The 17,040-nt window shown below is 55.7% G+C and carries 13 protein-coding genes; 5 read left to right on the forward strand and 8 right to left on the reverse strand.

Annotation, left to right across the window (positions count from 1 at the left end):
- Positions 1-41: 41 nt before the first annotated feature.
- From menA to priA, 6 genes are all read right to left on the reverse strand, one after another.
- A complete protein-coding gene (gene menA / locus AC07RN_RS20050; protein WP_478337139.1) occupies positions 42-962 on the reverse strand; it encodes a 1,4-dihydroxy-2-naphthoate polyprenyltransferase in 921 nt (306 codons plus the stop codon).
- Between the two features lie 67 nt (positions 963-1,029).
- Complete coding sequence (gene hslU, locus AC07RN_RS20055) at positions 1,030-2,361, reverse strand: HslU--HslV peptidase ATPase subunit (RefSeq protein ID WP_015961001.1); 1,332 nt, start codon at positions 2,359-2,361, stop codon at positions 1,030-1,032.
- A gap of 9 nt (positions 2,362-2,370) precedes the next feature.
- Positions 2,371-2,901: an ATP-dependent protease subunit HslV gene (gene hslV / locus AC07RN_RS20060; RefSeq protein ID WP_015961000.1), complete on the reverse strand. Its 531-nt coding sequence runs from the start codon at positions 2,899-2,901 to the stop codon at positions 2,371-2,373.
- A gap of 92 nt (positions 2,902-2,993) precedes the next feature.
- Complete coding sequence (gene ftsN, locus AC07RN_RS20065) at positions 2,994-4,004, reverse strand: cell division protein FtsN (RefSeq protein ID WP_041689734.1); 1,011 nt, start codon at positions 4,002-4,004, stop codon at positions 2,994-2,996.
- Between the two features lie 93 nt (positions 4,005-4,097).
- Positions 4,098-5,123, reverse strand: coding sequence for a DNA-binding transcriptional regulator CytR (gene cytR / locus AC07RN_RS20070; protein WP_407438783.1), 1,026 nt, complete (start codon positions 5,121-5,123; stop codon positions 4,098-4,100).
- Between the two features lie 128 nt (positions 5,124-5,251).
- Positions 5,252-7,447: a primosomal protein N' gene (gene priA / locus AC07RN_RS20075; protein ID WP_478337140.1), complete on the reverse strand. Its 2,196-nt coding sequence runs from the start codon at positions 7,445-7,447 to the stop codon at positions 5,252-5,254.
- 203 nt (positions 7,448-7,650) lie between these two features.
- On the opposite strand from priA, the gene rpmE reads away from it, so the two are divergent.
- Positions 7,651-7,863 carry a 50S ribosomal protein L31 gene (gene rpmE, locus AC07RN_RS20080; protein ID WP_015960996.1) on the forward strand — a complete coding sequence of 71 codons (213 nt, stop codon included), beginning with the start codon at positions 7,651-7,653 and terminating at the stop codon, positions 7,861-7,863.
- Between the two features lie 48 nt (positions 7,864-7,911).
- On the opposite strand, the gene metJ is transcribed toward rpmE, so the two are convergent.
- On the reverse strand, positions 7,912-8,229 hold the full coding sequence (gene metJ, locus AC07RN_RS20085; protein WP_015960995.1) for a met regulon transcriptional regulator MetJ: 318 nt from the start codon (positions 8,227-8,229) through the stop codon (positions 7,912-7,914).
- A 277-nt stretch (positions 8,230-8,506) separates the two neighbouring features.
- On the opposite strand from metJ, the gene metB reads away from it, so the two are divergent.
- From metB to katG, 4 genes are all read left to right on the forward strand, one after another.
- Positions 8,507-9,667 carry a cystathionine gamma-synthase gene (gene metB, locus AC07RN_RS20090; protein ID WP_478337141.1) on the forward strand — a complete coding sequence of 387 codons (1,161 nt, stop codon included), beginning with the start codon at positions 8,507-8,509 and terminating at the stop codon, positions 9,665-9,667.
- Between the two features lie 2 nt (positions 9,668-9,669).
- Positions 9,670-12,102 carry a bifunctional aspartate kinase/homoserine dehydrogenase II gene (locus tag AC07RN_RS20095; protein ID WP_015960993.1) on the forward strand — a complete coding sequence of 811 codons (2,433 nt, stop codon included), beginning with the start codon at positions 9,670-9,672 and terminating at the stop codon, positions 12,100-12,102.
- A 492-nt stretch (positions 12,103-12,594) separates the two neighbouring features.
- Positions 12,595-13,485 carry a methylenetetrahydrofolate reductase gene (gene metF, locus AC07RN_RS20100; protein ID WP_015960992.1) on the forward strand — a complete coding sequence of 297 codons (891 nt, stop codon included), beginning with the start codon at positions 12,595-12,597 and terminating at the stop codon, positions 13,483-13,485.
- Positions 13,486-13,683: 198 nt separating this feature from the next.
- Positions 13,684-15,864 (forward strand): catalase/peroxidase HPI, encoded by a 2,181-nt coding sequence (katG, locus tag AC07RN_RS20105; RefSeq protein ID WP_478337142.1) that lies wholly within the window; start codon positions 13,684-13,686, stop codon positions 15,862-15,864.
- 59 nt (positions 15,865-15,923) lie between these two features.
- Here katG and gldA read toward each other — a convergent pair whose 3' ends face one another.
- Positions 15,924-17,027 (reverse strand): bifunctional L-1,2-propanediol dehydrogenase/glycerol dehydrogenase, encoded by a 1,104-nt coding sequence (gene gldA / locus AC07RN_RS20110; protein WP_478337143.1) that lies wholly within the window; start codon positions 17,025-17,027, stop codon positions 15,924-15,926.
- Between the last annotated feature and the right edge of the window lie 13 nt (positions 17,028-17,040).

Below are 17,040 nucleotides of genomic sequence, written 5' to 3' on the forward strand. Positions count from 1 at the left end.
GTTGTTGGCAAAATCATCAATTGTTAATTGATATTTGTCAGTTAACGCAGCGTCTGGCTCAGGATAATCCCAAGTACGAACAACAGGTTAGTCAGTAATGCGCCTTTTACCGTACGTTCGAGCATGGGCGGCATCGCGGAGGGGTTTAGCTCGCGCATCACGAAACGCGCCTGTTTGATCAGCAACGGCGCGGCCAGAACAAACAGCCAGCCCCAGAGGCTGTGCAATGAAAGCAGATTAAACAGTGCAAGGCAGATCAGCGCCCCCATCAACAGGCCCGCGTGATAGCGACGGGCGTTGACCGGTCCTAACCGTACCGCGAGGGTGTTTTTACCGTTCTCACGGTCACTTTCGATATCGCGCAGGTTATTGATGTTGAGAACCGCCGCAGCCAGTAATCCGCAGGCAGTAGCGGGCAGGAATAGCGCGGGAATCAGCGTATGCGCCTGCAAATACCAACTGCCCATCACGCTCAGCCAGCCAAAGAAAACCAGCACGGAAATATCACCCAAACCGATATAACCATAAGGGCGCGTGCCGACGGTATAGGTAATCGCCGCAATAATCGCCAGAATCCCCAACACCATAAAGCCGATGAAATCGGCCGTTGTTTTGCAGGCCACCGACACCAGCGCCAGACCTGAAAGACAGATGAGCAGCACGGTGATAATCAGTGCACGTTTCATCTGTGGCTGAGTTATCACCCCTTTCTGCATGCCGCGCAGCGGCCCAATACGATCGGGTTTATCGCTGCCCTTGACCGCATCGCCGTAGTCGTTAGCAAGGTTAGAGAGGATTTGCAGCAGACCGGCCGTGATGAGCGCCAGTCCGGCAACCAGCGGATCGAAATGACCTTGCCACCAGGCAAGCGTGGTGCCAACGACGATGGCGGCAAAGGCCAGAGGTAATGTCTTGGGACGCAGGCTTTCGAGCCACGCCTGAGTACGGCTGATATCAGTCATTTTATTTAGCCAATAAAAATGGGGGCATTAGCCCCCATCAACAGTGATGAAAATGCATTAACCGCGATTATAAGATAAAACGGCTTAGATCTTCATCTGCCACTAACGCATCCAGATGTTTACTCACATAATCTGCGTCAATGGTAATACTTTGGCCGTTCAGATCGCTGGCTTCATAAGAGATATCTTCGACCAGACGTTCCAGCACGGTGTGCAAACGACGCGCCCCGATGTTTTCGGTGGTTTCGTTAACCTGCCATGCGGCCTGAGCGATACGCTTGATACCGTCTGCGGTGAACTCAATGGTCACGCCTTCGGTGGCCATCAGCGCTTTGTACTGCACGGTGATCGAGGCATTTGGCTCAGTCAGAATGCGTTCAAAATCGTCGGTAGTCAGCGCCTGCAGCTCCACGCGAATCGGCAGACGGCCCTGCAATTCAGGAATGAGATCGGAAGGCTTAGCCACCTGGAACGCGCCAGAAGCAATAAACAGAATGTGATCGGTTTTAACCATGCCGTGCTTGGTCGAAACGGTACAGCCCTCGACCAGCGGCAACAGGTCACGCTGAACGCCTTCACGAGACACGTCCGGACCGTTGGATTCACCGCGCTTACAGATTTTGTCGATCTCATCGATAAACACGATGCCGTGCTGCTCAACCGCGTCGATTGCGTCTTGTTTCAACTCTTCTGGATTCACCAGTTTGGCCGCTTCTTCTTCAATCAGCAGCTTCATTGCGTCTTTGATTTTCAGCTTGCGCGGTTTTTGCTTCTGGCCGCCCAGGTTCTGGAACATCGACTGCAGCTGGCTTGTCATCTCTTCCATACCCGGAGGAGACATAATTTCTACACCCATTGGGGCCGCAGCCAGATCAATTTCAATCTCTTTGTCGTCCAGTTGGCCTTCACGCAGTTTTTTGCGGAATGCCTGACGCGCGGCGGACGGCTCCTGAGGTTGTTCATTCTGACCCCAGTTGTTTTTTGCCGGTGGGATCAGCACGTCGAGAATACGTTCTTCGGCCATTTCTTCAGCACGATAACGGTTTTTCTCAATGGCCTGTACGCGCACCATTTTCATCGCTGAATCGGCCAGATCGCGGATAATCGAGTCCACTTCTTTACCGACGTAGCCCACTTCAGTGAACTTGGTGGCTTCAACTTTGATGAACGGTGCGTTTGCCAGCTTCGCCAGACGACGGGCGATTTCGGTTTTACCGACGCCGGTCGGGCCGATCATCAGAATATTTTTTGGGGTAACTTCGTGGCGCAGCTCTTCATCAAGCTGCATACGACGCCAGCGGTTACGCAGGGCGATTGCCACGGAACGCTTGGCGTTGTCCTGGCCGATAATGTGTTTGTTCAGCTCACTGACAATTTCGCGTGGGGTCATTTCAGACATGGGAGATCCTTACGCTTTAGAGTTCAATTCTTCGATGGTATGGAAGTGGTTGGTGTAAATGCAGATATCACCTGCAATTCCCAACGCCTTCTCGGCAATTTCGCGGGCGCTCAGCTCAGTATTTTCAAGCAAAGCACGCGCAGCGGCCTGGGCGTAAGGACCGCCGGAGCCGATAGCAATCAGATCGTTTTCTGGCTGAATGACGTCACCGTTCCCGGTGATAATCAGAGAGGCATTTTCATCCGCGACGGCCAACAGCGCTTCGAGTTTGCGCAGCATACGGTCGGTGCGCCAGTCTTTCGCCAGCTCAACGGCCGCTTTGACCAGGTGGCCCTGGTGCATTTCAAGCTTGCGTTCAAACAGTTCGAAGAGCGTGAAGGCGTCAGCGGTACCGCCCGCAAAACCGGCGATCACTTTGTCGTTATACAGGCGGCGCACTTTTTTCACGTTGCCTTTCATGACGGTATTACCCAGCGTGGCCTGGCCATCACCGGCGATTACCACATGGCCGTTACGGCGTACACTTACTATTGTTGTCACGAGCAGACCCCCTGGTTACAAATTCGAAACAGATGCCCTGAGCTAATACTCAGGGCTGAATAGAATGATAGATGGGGGGGATTTTGGGGGTTTCAACCCCCAGAGGCGAGTCGAATGCAGTTTGTGTGACCGGCAATTTTCAGGCGGCTAATGGTGCCGTCTGCATTTTCTTTGCCCTTCACCGGGCCGATTACAACGCGATTCCAGCCGCCGTTGGTGGTGATGCGTGAATCAAAACCTTCAAAGGCCAACTGCGCACGCACGGTTTCTGCCTGGTCTGCGCCTTTGAACGATCCACACTGAACCATCCAGCGACGATCGTCTTTCTTCTCGGCCGTTTGTTTCGGTGCTTCGGCTGGCTGCGTAACCGGTGCGCTCTGCTGTGGCTGCGCTTTCGGCTGCTGCGCGGTATTATGCGCTGGCGTTTGCAGCAGATCCTGATACGGCTGTGCTGATGCGGTTTGTTTCTGCTGCTGCGTCTGGCGCGGCTGCTGGACAGGCTGAGTCTGCACGGTACGCGTCTGCTGCTGTGGCTGCTGATACGGTTGTTCGGTCACACGCGGCTGTGCGCGCGGTTGCTGTACCGGCTGCGTTTGCGTCAACTGCGGTTGCTGAACTTGCTGCTGTGCCTGACGTTGACGTTGCAGCGTTTGCTGACGCTGCTGTGGCGTCTGTTCATTCCACGGCACTTCGGTCAGCTGCGTTGGCTGCTGGCGCATATCGGCCTGCATCTGCGCCAGAAGCTGGCGTTGCTCATTCGTTAGCTGATCGGCATTTTTCACTTCACCACCGGCAGAAGGCTCGGTCGGGGCACGCACGCCTGGCTGGCGGCTTTCCAGCTCTTTGATATAGCGCCAGCGCTCTTCAGGTTTTGGCGGCAAACCATTACCGGCCACTTTGTTGCCCTGAAGCGCTTCTGACTCTTCTTTTTTGTGGTGAGTAATAAAGTATAAACCGCCGATAAAGGCCACGAGCACAGCCGCGGCTATCGCGACCATAGCGGGCGAGACGGAGGACAGGCTACTTTTCTTGCTCCGTGAGGTGCTCTTTTTGCGTCGCGAAGGTGCCGGCTGGCCGCGACGTACATAATCTCGTTGTGCCACTATCGTTTCGCTGTATTTATGCATTCGTCAGCCCGCCATGTTACTTAAGCGGCGGGCCTTTGACCAGATGAGGGAGTCTTAAAGCCGTTTACTTTAAGTAAGCGCCTGTGTAGAGCCCCGAATAATAAGTTCGCAATCCAGTAACCGCGAGCCGCTGCTGACGGTTTGCCCATGCAGCTGATCAAGCAGTAACAGCATGGCCTCGCGCCCAATATCATAGCGCGGTTGCGCGACGGTCGAGAGGGGAGGATCGCAAAACTCGGAAAGGGAAATATTATCGAACCCGATAATAGACAAATCTTGCGGCACGCGCAGGCCCCGGCGTTTGGCATACGACAACGCGCCCAACGCCATCACGTCGCTGTGGCAGAAAACGGCCGTTGGCGGTACAGGCTGCGACAGTAGTTGCTCGAGCGCCAGGCCTCCAGCTTCAAGCGTAAAATCACCGCGCGCGATGTAATGCGGATCGACCGTCACGCCAGCACGACGCAGTGCCTGAACGTAGCCCTGCAGACGATAATGGCACAGCGGCATCTCTTCCGGCCCGGCGATACAGCCAATGCGCTTATGCCCCAAATCCTGGAGATAGTTCACGGCGTTAAACGCGGCAGTCAGATTATCAATATGAACCGTCGGCAGTTTAAGCTCTGGCGCAAATTCATTCGCCATCACCATCGGCGGCAGGTTGCGCTGCTCTTCGATGCTGGCATCAAACGGCAAACGCGATCCGAGCAGCAACATGCCGTCGATCTGCTTGGTAATGATGAGGTCGATAAAGGTTTTTTCTTGCTGATTCTGATGCGCGCAATCACCGATCAGCACCAGATAACCCTGTGCGGCGGCGGTAACTTCGATGCCGCGAATAATCTCGCTAAAGAAGGGATCGCAAATGTCCGGCACAATCACCAGGATGGTCCGCGATTCATTTCGCTTGAGGTTACGGCCCATTGCCTGAGGTAAATAGCCCACTTCCAGCGCCGCCTGCTCAACGCGATTACGCGTCGTCTGAGAGACTTTATCCGGGTTCATTAACGCGCGGGACACCGTTGCCGTGGACACTTTGGCTTTCTGGGCAACGTCTTTCATGGTCGCCGGGGCAACCTCTTTCCTGGACTTCAACGTCTTCTCCTCGCAGGACCACCAACTACTGACTGATTCATTTTTACAGATAGTGAATGGAAGCGGTTACAGAATTTTCATAAAAAGTGTGAGGAGCGTTTGATTTTTCGATCCCTCTCGCATCGTTTCTATCCTTCGATGGGGTCGACATCCAGAACCCACTTCACTTTTCGCGCTTCTGGCAAGGTGTTGATGAGCGCCAGCGTGCCACTAATCACATGCTGTAAACGCACGCGAGAAGGGTGCTGGAGCAAAATTTGCCAGCGATACCGGCCACCGCGCTTAGGCGCAAGCGCAGGAACGGGGCCTAAAATCCACAGCTGATTATCCACCAGCGGGCTGGCCTGCAGCAGATTACGTAACTGCTGCAAAAACAGCGGTGCCTGCTGATTGTTATGGTCTTCCGCGCGAATAATCACGTGGCTGGTCCACGGGGGTAACTGCATGGTCTGACGCTCAGCCAGCGCCTGCTCCGCAAACGCGTCATAGCCTTTATGGAGCAATGTTTGCAGCAGCGGGTGTTCAGGGTGATGAGTTTGCAGCACCACTTCACCCTGTTTGCCCGCGCGACCTGCACGCCCGGCCACCTGCGTGTAAAGCTGGGCGAAGCGCTCAGCGGAACGGAAATCGGCAGAAAACAGCGCGCCATCGACGTCCAGCAGCGCCACCAGCGTGACGTCCGGGAAGTGATGCCCTTTCGCCAGCATCTGTGTACCAATCAGAATGCGCGCGCCGCCGCGATGAACTTCAGCCAGCTGTTGCTCTAGCGCCCCTTTACGGCTGGTGGTGTCGCGGTCAATACGCGAAAGCGGTACGCCGGGGAAAAACGGTGCCAGCGCCTGTTCGAGCTGCTCGGTGCCAAGACCGACCGGAACCATATGCGTCGAGCCGCACGATGGGCACTGGCGCGGCACCGGGCGCTGGCTGTCACAGTGGTGACAACGCAAATGATGCTGCGCCTGATGCAGCGTGTAGTAATGATCGCAGCGCGGGCATTCCGCTATCCAGCCGCAGTCGTGGCACAGCAGCGTCGGCGCAAATCCACGGCGGTTCAGGAAAAGAATCACCTGATTATCGGCCTGCAAATGCTGGCGCATGCGGGTGATTAACGCGGGCGCGAGTCCGGCCTGTACCTGCTGGCCTTTCAGATCCAGCACATGCTGAATGGCCGGGCGCGCATTACCCGCGCGGCGCGTCAGGCGCAGCATGTGGTATTTGCGCTGGCGCACGTTGTGCAGCGTTTCCAGGGCGGGCGTTGCCGAGCCAAGAATAATCGGGATTCGTTCGCTGTGCGCGCGGTAAACGGCCAGATCGCGGGCGTGATAGCGCCAGCCTTCCTGCTGTTTATAGGAACTGTCGTGTTCTTCGTCGATCACGATGACGCCGAGATTTTTAAACGGGGTAAACAGCGACGAGCGGGTACCAATCACAATCGCCGCTTCGCCGTTTTTGGCTTTCAGCCAGGCGCTTAAACGTTCTGTATCGTTCAAGCCGGAATGGAGCACTTCGACCGGGGCGTTAAAACGTTCACGAAAACGGGCGATGGTCTGCGGCGTCAGGCCGATCTCAGGCACCATTACCAGCGCTTGTTTACCCTGCGCGAGCGCATTTTCCAGTACGCTCAGATACACTTCGGTCTTGCCGGAACCGGTCACGCCCGCTAACAGCCAGGCGGAAAAACTATCAGATGCGCTGTGAATTGCGCCAACGGCGGTCGCTTGCTCCGTGTTGAGACGCAGCCGCTCACCGGCCACGCTAAACCCGTCGCGCCAGTCCACCAGCGCAGGGGCTTCGCTGGCAAGCTCGCACAGCCCTTTTTTGCGCAATGCCTGCAGCGCTGCGTCATTAAATTCCAGCTCTTCAACCTGATGACGCCAGATCCTGCCCTGACGCAGTGCGGCCAGCGCCTGCTGCTGCTTAGGCGATCTTTTCAGGCTGTTGATATCGACGGCTTGTCCGTCTTCTGTCGCAAACCAGAACCACGTCGGGGCATGGCTGGCGCTTTTACCCTGGCGCAGCAAAATCGGCAGCGCGTGAAACAGCACGTCGCCAATCGGGTGGTGATAATAATCCGCCGCCCACAGCAGCAGCCGCCAGACGCTTGCGGAGTAAACCGGCTCAACGTCGAGCACTTCCACCACCGCTTTTAATTCATTGATCGGCAGCTCGCTTTTGTCGCTTACCGACACCACCACGCCGACGCGCTGCTGCTTGCCAAAAGGCACGGTTACGCGACAGCCCGCTTTGGCGCTCATGCTGTCGGGCAGCAAATAGTCAAAGGTGCGGGGAAGCGGAACGGGCAGGGCAACGTGAGCAACGGGCATCGAATCTTCCTGACTTGAAAAGTGGCGCGTTAGTATACACATTAGATGCTATAGACGTGCTGATCAGTTTGCATCCACCGAATGGATTCTGTATGATTCGCCGCCTTTGGTGTAACATTACGCCAAAGAATTTACTATCAACATCGCGTGGTGTCTGGCGTTAGGGCTGGAAGAGCGACGCGGCCTTAACTGAGGTTCTCCCCATGAAAAAAGATATTCACCCGAAATACGATTTTATTACTGCAAACTGCTCTTGCGGTAACGCGATCAAAATCCGCTCTACAGTGGGTCACGATCTGAACCTGGACGTGTGCGGCCAATGCCACCCGTTCTACACTGGTAAGCAGCGTGATGTTGCAACCGGTGGCCGTGTTGACCGCTTCAACAAGCGTTTCAGCATCCCGGGCGCTAAATAAGCTACCCGAAAAAAAAGCGCCGAAAGGCGCTTTTTTTGTTTCTGCACTTCAGTATTCCCACGTATCCGGGTCGATACCCAGTTCACGCATGATCACTTTCGCCGCTTCCGGAATTTCATCGCTACGCTCTTTGCGCAGGTCTTCATCATTCGGCAGGGGTTGGCCAGTAAACGCATGCAAAAATGCTTCGCAGAGCAGTTCGCTGTTTGTCGCGTGACGCAGGTTATTCACCTGACGACGCGTGCGTTCATCGGTGAGGATCTTTAACACCTTCAGAGGAATGGAAACCGTAATTTTTTTTACTTGCTCACTCTTCTTACCGTGCTCAGCGTATGGGCTGATATATTCGCCGCTCCATTCAGCCATGAGATACCTTTAATCCTCTCTGTCATTTATAAGGGCATAAAGCCATAAGTTGTATGGGGCTTTATACCGTAATCTCGCGTAGTTTACCGTAAGGACGATACCGTGACACGGGTATTGCGCCTTTAGCGTGCACTAAAGCATGTCATTTTAACGGCTATTCTCGCATTGCTCAATCTATACGCAAAGAAGTTTAGATGTCCAGATGTATTGACGTCCATAAGTTCAGTGTTTACTCTGGTGCCTGACTTTTCACCTTATTAGCCAGGAAGCCTTCACCATGACGCGTAAACAGGCCACGATCGCAGTGCGTAGCGGATTGAATGATGACGAGCAGTACGGCTGCGTTGTCCCGCCGATTCATCTTTCCAGTACCTATAATTTCACCGGATTTAATGAACCTCGTGCGCATGACTATTCACGTCGTGGCAACCCGACGCGTGACGTTACCCAGCGCGCGCTGGCGGAACTCGAAGGCGGCGCAGGTGCGGTTCTGACCAATACCGGTATGTCGGCCATTCATCTGGTGACCACGGTATTCCTGAAACCTGGCGATTTGTTGCTCGCTCCACACGACTGTTACGGTGGCAGCTACCGACTTTTTGATAGCCTGGCAAAACGTGGCTGTTATCGCGTTCTTTTTGTCGATCAAAATGACGAACAGGCGCTAAAACAAGCACTTGCCGAAAAGCCTAAGCTCGTTCTGGTGGAAAGCCCAAGCAACCCGTTATTGCGTGTTGTCGATATTGCGAAAATTTGTCAGCTCGCAAGGGATGCGGGAGCGATAAGTGTAGTGGATAATACGTTCCTCAGTCCGGCGCTTCAGAACCCACTTTCCCTGGGTGCGGACCTGGTATTGCATTCATGCACGAAATATTTGAACGGTCACTCTGACGTGGTCGCGGGCGTGGTGATTGCAAAAGATCCGGAAGTTGTCACCGAACTGGCATGGTGGGCCAATAACATTGGCGTGACTGCGGGCGCGTTCGACAGCTATTTGCTGCTGCGCGGGATCCGCACGCTGTCGCCACGTATGGAAGTGGCACAACGCAATGCCCAGGCGATTGTCGATTTCCTGAAAAACCAGCCGCTGGTGAAAAAGCTGTATCACCCGTCGTTGCCGGAAAACCAGGGCCACGTGATCGCCGCGCGCCAGCAGAAAGGGTTTGGCGCGATGTTAAGTTTTGAACTGGATGGCGATGAGCAAACGCTGCGTCGCTTCCTGAGCGCGTTGTCACTGTTTACGCTGGCGGAATCATTAGGGGGAGTCGAAAGCTTGATCTCTCACGCCGCAACAATGACACATGCAGGCATGGCGCCAGAAGCGCGTGCCGCAGCCGGGATTTCTGAGACGCTGCTTCGCATCTCAACCGGTATTGAAGACTGTGAAGATTTAATTGCCGATCTGGAAAATGCCTTCCAGGTCGCAGCCAAGGGGTAATCATGAGTGTGATAGCGCAGGCAGGGGCGAAGGGTCGTCAACTGCATAAGTTTGGTGGTAGTAGTCTTGCTGATGTGAAATGTTACCTGCGTGTCGCAGGGATCATGGCGGAGTATTCGATGCCGGGCGACATGATGGTTGTCTCGGCGGCGGGCAGCACTACCAACCAGTTGATTAGCTGGCTCAAACTGAGCCAGACCGATCGCCTTTCTGCGCATCAGGTTCAACAAACGTTACGCCGTTATCAGAGTGATTTGATTTCCGGCCTGCTGCCCGCGCAAGCGGCGGACGGGCTGATCAGCGCTTTTGTTCACGATCTGGAGCGTCTGGCGGCGCTGCTGGACAGCGGCATTACCGAAGCGGTTTACGCGGAAGTGGTCGGCCACGGTGAAGTCTGGTCTGCACGCCTGATGGCCGCAGTGCTGGAACAGCAAGGTCTGGAGGCCGCGTGGCTGGACGCACGCGATTTCCTGCGCGCCGAACGCGCTGCGCAGCCGCAGGTTGACGAAGGGTTGTCTTATCCGCTGCTGCAACAGCTTTTGGTGCAGCATCCGGGTAAACGTATCGTCGTTACGGGCTTTATCAGCCGCAGCAACGCGGGTGAAACCGTGCTGTTGGGCCGTAACGGTTCTGACTATTCCGCCACGCAAATCGGTGCGCTGGCCGGGGCGTCTCGCGTCACCATCTGGAGCGATGTGGCCGGCGTTTACAGTGCCGATCCACGCAAAGTCAAAGATGCCTGTCTGCTGCCGCTGCTGCGCCTGGACGAAGCCAGCGAGCTGGCACGTCTCGCCGCCCCGGTTCTGCACGCCCGCACGCTGCAGCCCGTTTCCGGGAGCGATATCGATCTGCAACTGCGCTGCAGCTACACGCCGGATCAGGGTTCCACACGCATCGAACGCGTTCTGGCATCGGGTACGGGCGCGCGCATTGTCACCAGTCACGATGATATTTGCCTGATTGAGTTCCAGGTGCCTGCGGGCCAGGACGTCAAGCTGGCGCATAAAGATATCGATTTAATTCTCAAGCGTGCGCAGGTGCGTCCGCTGGCGGTTGGCGTGCACAGCGATCGTCATTTACTGCAGTTCTGCTACACCGCAGAAGTGGCCGATAGCGCGCTTAAAACGCTGGACGAAGCCGGTTTGCCGGGCGAACTCCGTTTGCGTCAGGGCCTGGCGCTGGTGGCGATGGTCGGCGCAGGCGTCTCCCGTAATCCGCTGCATTGCCACCGTTTCTGGCAACAGTTGAAGGGGCAGCCGGTTGAATTTACCTGGCAGTCGGAAGAGGGCATCAGCCTGGTCGCCGTGCTGCGTAAAGGGCCAACCGAGAGTCTGATTCAGGGCCTGCACACCACGCTGTTCCGCGCGGAAAAACGTATCGGTCTGGTGCTTTTTGGTAAAGGTAATATCGGTTCCCGCTGGCTGGAGCTGTTTGCTCGCGAGCAAACGACGCTGTCGGCGCGTACCGGATTTGAATTTGTCCTGGCAGGCGTAGTGGACAGTCGCCGCAGCCTGCTCAATTACGAAGGGCTGGACGCCAGCCGTGCGCTCGCGTTCTTCAATGACGAAGCCGTTGAACAGGATGAAGAGTCGCTGTTCCTGTGGATGCGCGCGCACCCGTACGACGATTTAGTTGTGCTGGATGTCACGGCCAGCGAACAGCTTGCCGATCAGTATCTGGATTTTGCTAGCCATGGTTTCCATGTCATCAGTGCGAACAAGCTGGCAGGCGCGAGCAGCACCGATAAATATCGTCAGATTCACGATGCGTTTGAAAAAACCGGGCGTCACTGGCTGTACAACGCCACCGTGGGCGCGGGCTTACCGGTCAACCATACGGTGCGGGACCTGATCGACAGTGGCGACAGCATTTTAGCCATCAGCGGGATTTTCTCCGGGACGCTGTCGTGGCTGTTCCTGCAATTCGACGGCACGGTGCCGTTCACCGACCTGGTCGATCAGGCGTGGCAGCAGGGGTTGACCGAACCCGATCCGCGTGTGGATTTAGCCGGGAAAGACGTGATGCGCAAGCTGGTGATTCTGGCGCGTGAGGCGGGTTACGATATCGAGCCAGGCCAGGTGCGTGTGGAATCGTTAGTTCCTGCGGGCTGCGAAGAGGGTTCCGTCGATCATTTCTTTGAGAACGGTGATGAGCTGAACGACCAGATGGTGCAACGCCTGGAAGCCGCGCAAGAAATGGGACTGGTGCTGCGCTACGTAGCGCGTTTCGATGCCAACGGTAAAGCGCGCGTGGGTGTGGAAGCGGTGCGTCCGGAGCATCCGCTGGCGGCGCTGCTGCCGTGCGATAACGTCTTTGCCATCGAAAGCCGCTGGTATCGCGATAACCCGCTGGTGATTCGTGGGCCAGGCGCGGGGCGTGATGTGACTGCAGGTGCCATTCAGTCGGATATTAACCGTCTGGCGCAACTGCTGTAGTTTTTGCTCTGCATCGTCTGATGCCCTCACCCTAACCCTCTCCCACGGGAGAGGGAATCGCTCGGGGCGGTCTTCCCTCAATCCTCGTAGATAAGAGGGAATGTTTTCTCTCCCTTCACAGCGCGGCGAAGAGACTTTTTTCTCTCTCTTCACAACGTGGCGAGGGATTATCGTCTCCCTTTTCACAACGTAGCGAAGGGATTCTTTTCTCCCTCTTCACAACATGGCGAGGGATTCGCGTCTCCCTTTTCACAACGCAGCGAAAGGATTCTTTTCTCCCTCTCCCTGTGGGAGAGGGCTGGGGTGAGGGCATCAGACCGCACTTTCCCCACCATCATGAACTTCTTTCATCTTGCCTGAACATTCCTCACCGTTATGACTGATTATTTCAGTTGACGGCATTCGCGTTTTCCGTCATTTTTACATCCAGACGTCTAAATGGATAGATGTTTATAACTAGCAATAATTATCACGCGATTGATGAGGTAAGGTATGAGCTTTTTTCACGCCAACCAGCGGGAAGCCCTGAATCAGAGCCTGGCTGAAGTGCAGGGCCAGATTAACGTCTCTTTTGAATTCTTTCCGCCGCGCACCAGTGAAATGGAGCAAACCCTATGGAGCTCTATCGATCGCCTGAGCAGCCTGAAGCCGAAATTTGTCTCCGTCACCTACGGGGCAAACTCAGGCGAGCGCGACCGTACGCACAGCATTATTAAAGGCATTAAGGACCGCACGGGACTTGAAGCCGCGCCGCATTTAACCTGTGTGGATGCGACTCGCGACGAATTGCGCGCTATCGCCCAGGATTACTGGAACAACGGGATTCGCCATATCGTCGCCCTGCGCGGCGACCTGCCGCCGGGCAGCGGTAAACCGGAAATGTACGCCACCGATCTGGTCACGTTGCTCAAGGACGTGGGCGATTTTGATATCTCCGTCGCCGCTTATCCGGAAGTGCATCCGGAAGCGAAAAGCGCCCAGGCCGATCTGCTCAACCTGAAACGTAAAGTCGATGCTGGTGCCAACCGCGCGATTACCCAGTTTTTCTTCGACGTCGAAAGCTATCTGCGTTTTCGTGACCGCTGCGTTAACGCTGGAATCGACCTGGAAATTATCCCGGGCATCCTGCCGGTCTCGAACTTCAAGCAGGCGAAGAAGTTTGCGGACATGACCAACGTGCGTATCCCGCTGTGGATGCAGAAAATGTACGAAGGGCTGGATGACGACGCTGAAACCCGCAAGCTGGTGGGGGCTAATATCGCGATGGACATGGTGAAAATTTTGAGTCGTGAAGGGGTGAAGGATTTCCATTTCTACACGCTTAACCGCGCCGAGATGAGTTACGCCATCTGCCACACTCTCGGCGTTCGCCCAGGACTATAATACCAAGACCCTCTTCGGAGGGTTTTTCATTTCCGCCTCCCCCCGATACCGCCCGCTTCCGCGCGGCATTATGCAAAAGCCATGCAATATCCGAGGTTAATTAAAAGGATTTAACTATCGAATCTGTGGGTTATCTCAACTATACCTTATCAGCAAGCGTGTATATCTTAAAAAGAACACTATAGAGGGAGCAGAGAGATGAGCATGTCAGAAGAGACCAATAATTCGTTATCCAGCGGCAAGTGTCCTTTTCACCATGGAGGGTCTGATCAGAGCGCAGGCGCGGGGACAGGCAGTCGCGACTGGTGGCCCAAGCAGCTACGCGTTGAACTCTTAAACCAACATTCCAACCGTTCGAACCCCTTGGGTGAAGACTTCGACTACCGCAAAGAATTCAGCAAACTCGACTATTCCGCTCTCAAAGGCGATATCAAAGCTCTTCTGACCGATTCTCAATCCTGGTGGCCTGCCGACTGGGGCAGCTACGTGGGCCTGTTTATTCGTATGGCATGGCACGGCGCAGGGACATACCGTTCCGTGGATGGTCGTGGCGGTGCCGGTCGCGGTCAGCAGCGCTTTGCCCCTCTGAATGCATGGCCGGATAACGTGAGTCTTGATAAAGCACGCCGTCTGCTGTGGCCTATTAAACAAAAATACGGGCAGAAAATTTCCTGGGCCGATCTGTATATCCTGGCGGGGAACGTGGCGCTGGAGAATTCAGGCTTCCGTACGTTTGGCTTTGGTGCCGGGCGCGAAGATGTCTGGGAGCCAGATATGGACGTTAACTGGGGTGATGAAAAAGCCTGGCTAACCCATCGCGATCCTGAATCACTGGCAAAACGTCCGTTAGCGGCCACTGAAATGGGGCTGATTTACGTCAATCCGGAAGGGCCAAACGCCAGCGGTGAGCCGCTGTCGGCAGCCGCAGCGATTCGCGCAACGTTCGGCAACATGGGCATGAACGATGAAGAGACCGTCGCACTGATTGCGGGCGGGCATACGCTCGGCAAAACGCACGGCGCAGCGGCGGCCACGCATGTGGGTGTCGATCCGGAAGGGGCGTTGATTGAATCTCAGGGCTTAGGCTGGACCAGCACACACGGAACGGGCGTGGGCGCAGATGCGATCACCTCCGGTCTGGAAGTCGTCTGGTCACAGACGCCAACCCAGTGGAGTAACTACTTCTTCGAAAACCTGTTCAAATACGAGTGGGTACAGACCCGCAGCCCGGCTGGCGCGATCCAGTTCGAAGCCGTTGACGCGCCGGAAATTATTCCCGATCCGTTCGACCCGTCGAAAAAACGCAAACCTACCATGCTGGTGACCGATCTGACGCTGCGTTTCGACCCAGAGTTCGAGAAAATTTCTCGTCGCTTCCTGAACGATCCGCAGGCATTTAACGAAGCATTCGCGCGTGCCTGGTACAAACTGACGCACCGAGATATGGGGCCAAAAGCACGTTACATCGGTCCTGAAGTGCCGAAAGAGGATCTGATCTGGCAGGACCCGCTGCCGCAGGCGGTGTTCAATCCGTCACAAGAAGATATTGCGAGTCTGAAAGCGGAAATTGTGGCTTCCGGGCTGTCTGTTAGCGAGCTGGTGTCGGTTGCCTGGGCGTCTGCTTCCACCTTCCGCGGCGGTGACAAACGTGGTGGTGCCAACGGCGCGCGTCTGGCACTGGCTCCGCAGCGCGACTGGGACGTGAACGCCGCAGCGGTGCGCGCGTTACCGACTTTGGAAGCGATTCAACGCACGACCAACAAAGCGTCACTGGCCGATATCATCGTGCTGGCGGGTGTTGTTGGCGTTGAGCAGGCGGCAAAAGCGGCGGGTGTGTACATCACCGTGCCATTTACGCCGGGCCGCGTCGATGCGCGTCAGGATCAGACTGATATCGAGATGTTTAATCTGCTTGAGCCAATTGCCGATGGCTTCCGCAACTATCGCGCTCAGGTTGATGTTTCGACAACGGAATCGCTGCTGATTGATAAAGCGCAACAGCTGACGTTAACCGCGCCAGAACTGACCGCGCTGGTTGGGGGAATGCGTGTGCTGGGCGCTAACTTTGATGGCAGCCAGAATGGCGTGTTCACCGATCGCGTTGGTGTGTTGACCACCGATTTCTTTGTGAATTTGCTCGATATGGGAACCCAGTGGAAAGCCACAGACGAATCCAACGAACTGTTTGCGGGCAGCGACCGTGCAAGTGGCGAGGTGAAATACACCGCAACGCGTGCCGATCTGGTGTTTGGTTCTAACGCGGTTCTGCGTGCGCTGGCGGAGGTTTACGCCAGCCAGGATGCCAGCGAGAAGTTCGTCAAAGATTTTGTCGCGGCATGGACCAAAGTGATGAATCTGGATCGTTTTGATGTGAAGTAATCAGGCATCAGTCATAAATAAAAATCCCCGCCTCGGCGGGGATTTTTTTATGTCAGACGTTATTCCCACTCATGCAGACAACGCTGACCATATTGATCGGCGACCAGCAGTGCCGCATACACCTCATCTGGCGTCACACCGCCCGGCATATTGTGGATGGTTTCGCCTTTGGCGCAGGCCGTCTCGGCCACCCGGCGCATCTTAGCGGGAATATCTTCTTTGATATCCAGCTGTGCCAGAGTGATGGGCAGCCCAACGCTGTGACACAGCGCGGCAACCGTTTCGATCTCTTCTACCGGCGCGTTTTCCAGCACCAACTGGGTGAGCGTGCCGAACGCGACTTTTTCACCGTGATAAAAATGGTGTGCATCCGGAATCGCCGTCAGGCCGTTGTGAATCGCGTGGGCAGCGGCCAGTCCGCCACTTTCAAAGCCCACGCCGCTGAGGTAAGTATTGGCTTCGACGACGCGCTCAAGGGCTGGCGTGACGACATGCTGTTCCGCTGCCAGCATCGCCTTTTCTCCCTCTTCGATCAGGGTGTTGTAGCAGAGTTCCGCCAGAGCGAGAGCCGCTTGGGTGCATTTCCCCCCGGCCATGGTGGTGGCTCCGCTGCGTGAGCAGGCGCGCGCCTCAAACCAGGTCGCCAGCGCATCGCCAATCCCGGCGGCCAAAAGACGCGCAGGCGCACCCGCTACGACTTTGGTATCGACGATAACCATATTGGGATTGTGTGGGAGCATCAGGTAATGATCGAACTCGCCGCTATCGGTGTAGATGACAGAAAGAGCGCTGCACGGTGCATCCGTGGAGGCAATGGTTGGCGCGATAGCCACCGGCACATCCATAAAATGCGCTAATGCTTTGGCGGTATCGAGCGTTTTACCGCCGCCAATACCTAGCACGGCCTGGCAGTCATCGCCCTTGGCCAGCTTGCGCAAACGGTCAATCTCATTTTGTGAACATTCGCCGCCAAATGGCGCGATTTCCACGTGCAGTTCTGCCTGTTTGAAGCTTTGACGCAAGGTGTCTTCCGCAAAGCCTAAAACAAACTTATCCCCGACCACCAGCCAGCGTTTCGCCAGCGGTTTGAGATAGTCGCCGAGTCGGGTGAGGGCATCTGCACCCTGGATATATTTGCCCGGTGATTGAATGATACGGTCCATAACATTTCTCCCT

Source organism: Lelliottia sp. GFLA7, from assembly GCF_056490165.1.

What these genes read in the sequence shown, in the direction of transcription:
- menA (WP_478337139.1), bottom strand. Translation starts at nt 962, where the DNA reads ATGACTGATATCAGCCGTACTCAGGCGTGGCTCGAAAGCCTGCGTCCC.
- hslU (WP_015961001.1), bottom strand. Translation starts at nt 2,361, where the DNA reads ATGTCTGAAATGACCCCACGCGAAATTGTCAGTGAGCTGAACAAACAC.
- priA (WP_478337140.1), bottom strand. Translation starts at nt 7,447, where the DNA reads ATGCCCGTTGCTCACGTTGCCCTGCCCGTTCCGCTTCCCCGCACCTTT.
- rpmE (WP_015960996.1), top strand. Translation starts at nt 7,651, where the DNA reads ATGAAAAAAGATATTCACCCGAAATACGATTTTATTACTGCAAACTGC.
- metJ (WP_015960995.1), bottom strand. Translation starts at nt 8,229, where the DNA reads ATGGCTGAATGGAGCGGCGAATATATCAGCCCATACGCTGAGCACGGT.
- metB (WP_478337141.1), top strand. Translation starts at nt 8,507, where the DNA reads ATGACGCGTAAACAGGCCACGATCGCAGTGCGTAGCGGATTGAATGAT.
- AC07RN_RS20095 (WP_015960993.1), top strand. Translation starts at nt 9,670, where the DNA reads ATGAGTGTGATAGCGCAGGCAGGGGCGAAGGGTCGTCAACTGCATAAG.
- metF (WP_015960992.1), top strand. Translation starts at nt 12,595, where the DNA reads ATGAGCTTTTTTCACGCCAACCAGCGGGAAGCCCTGAATCAGAGCCTG.
- katG (WP_478337142.1), top strand. Translation starts at nt 13,684, where the DNA reads ATGAGCATGTCAGAAGAGACCAATAATTCGTTATCCAGCGGCAAGTGT.
- gldA (WP_478337143.1), bottom strand. Translation starts at nt 17,027, where the DNA reads ATGGACCGTATCATTCAATCACCGGGCAAATATATCCAGGGTGCAGAT.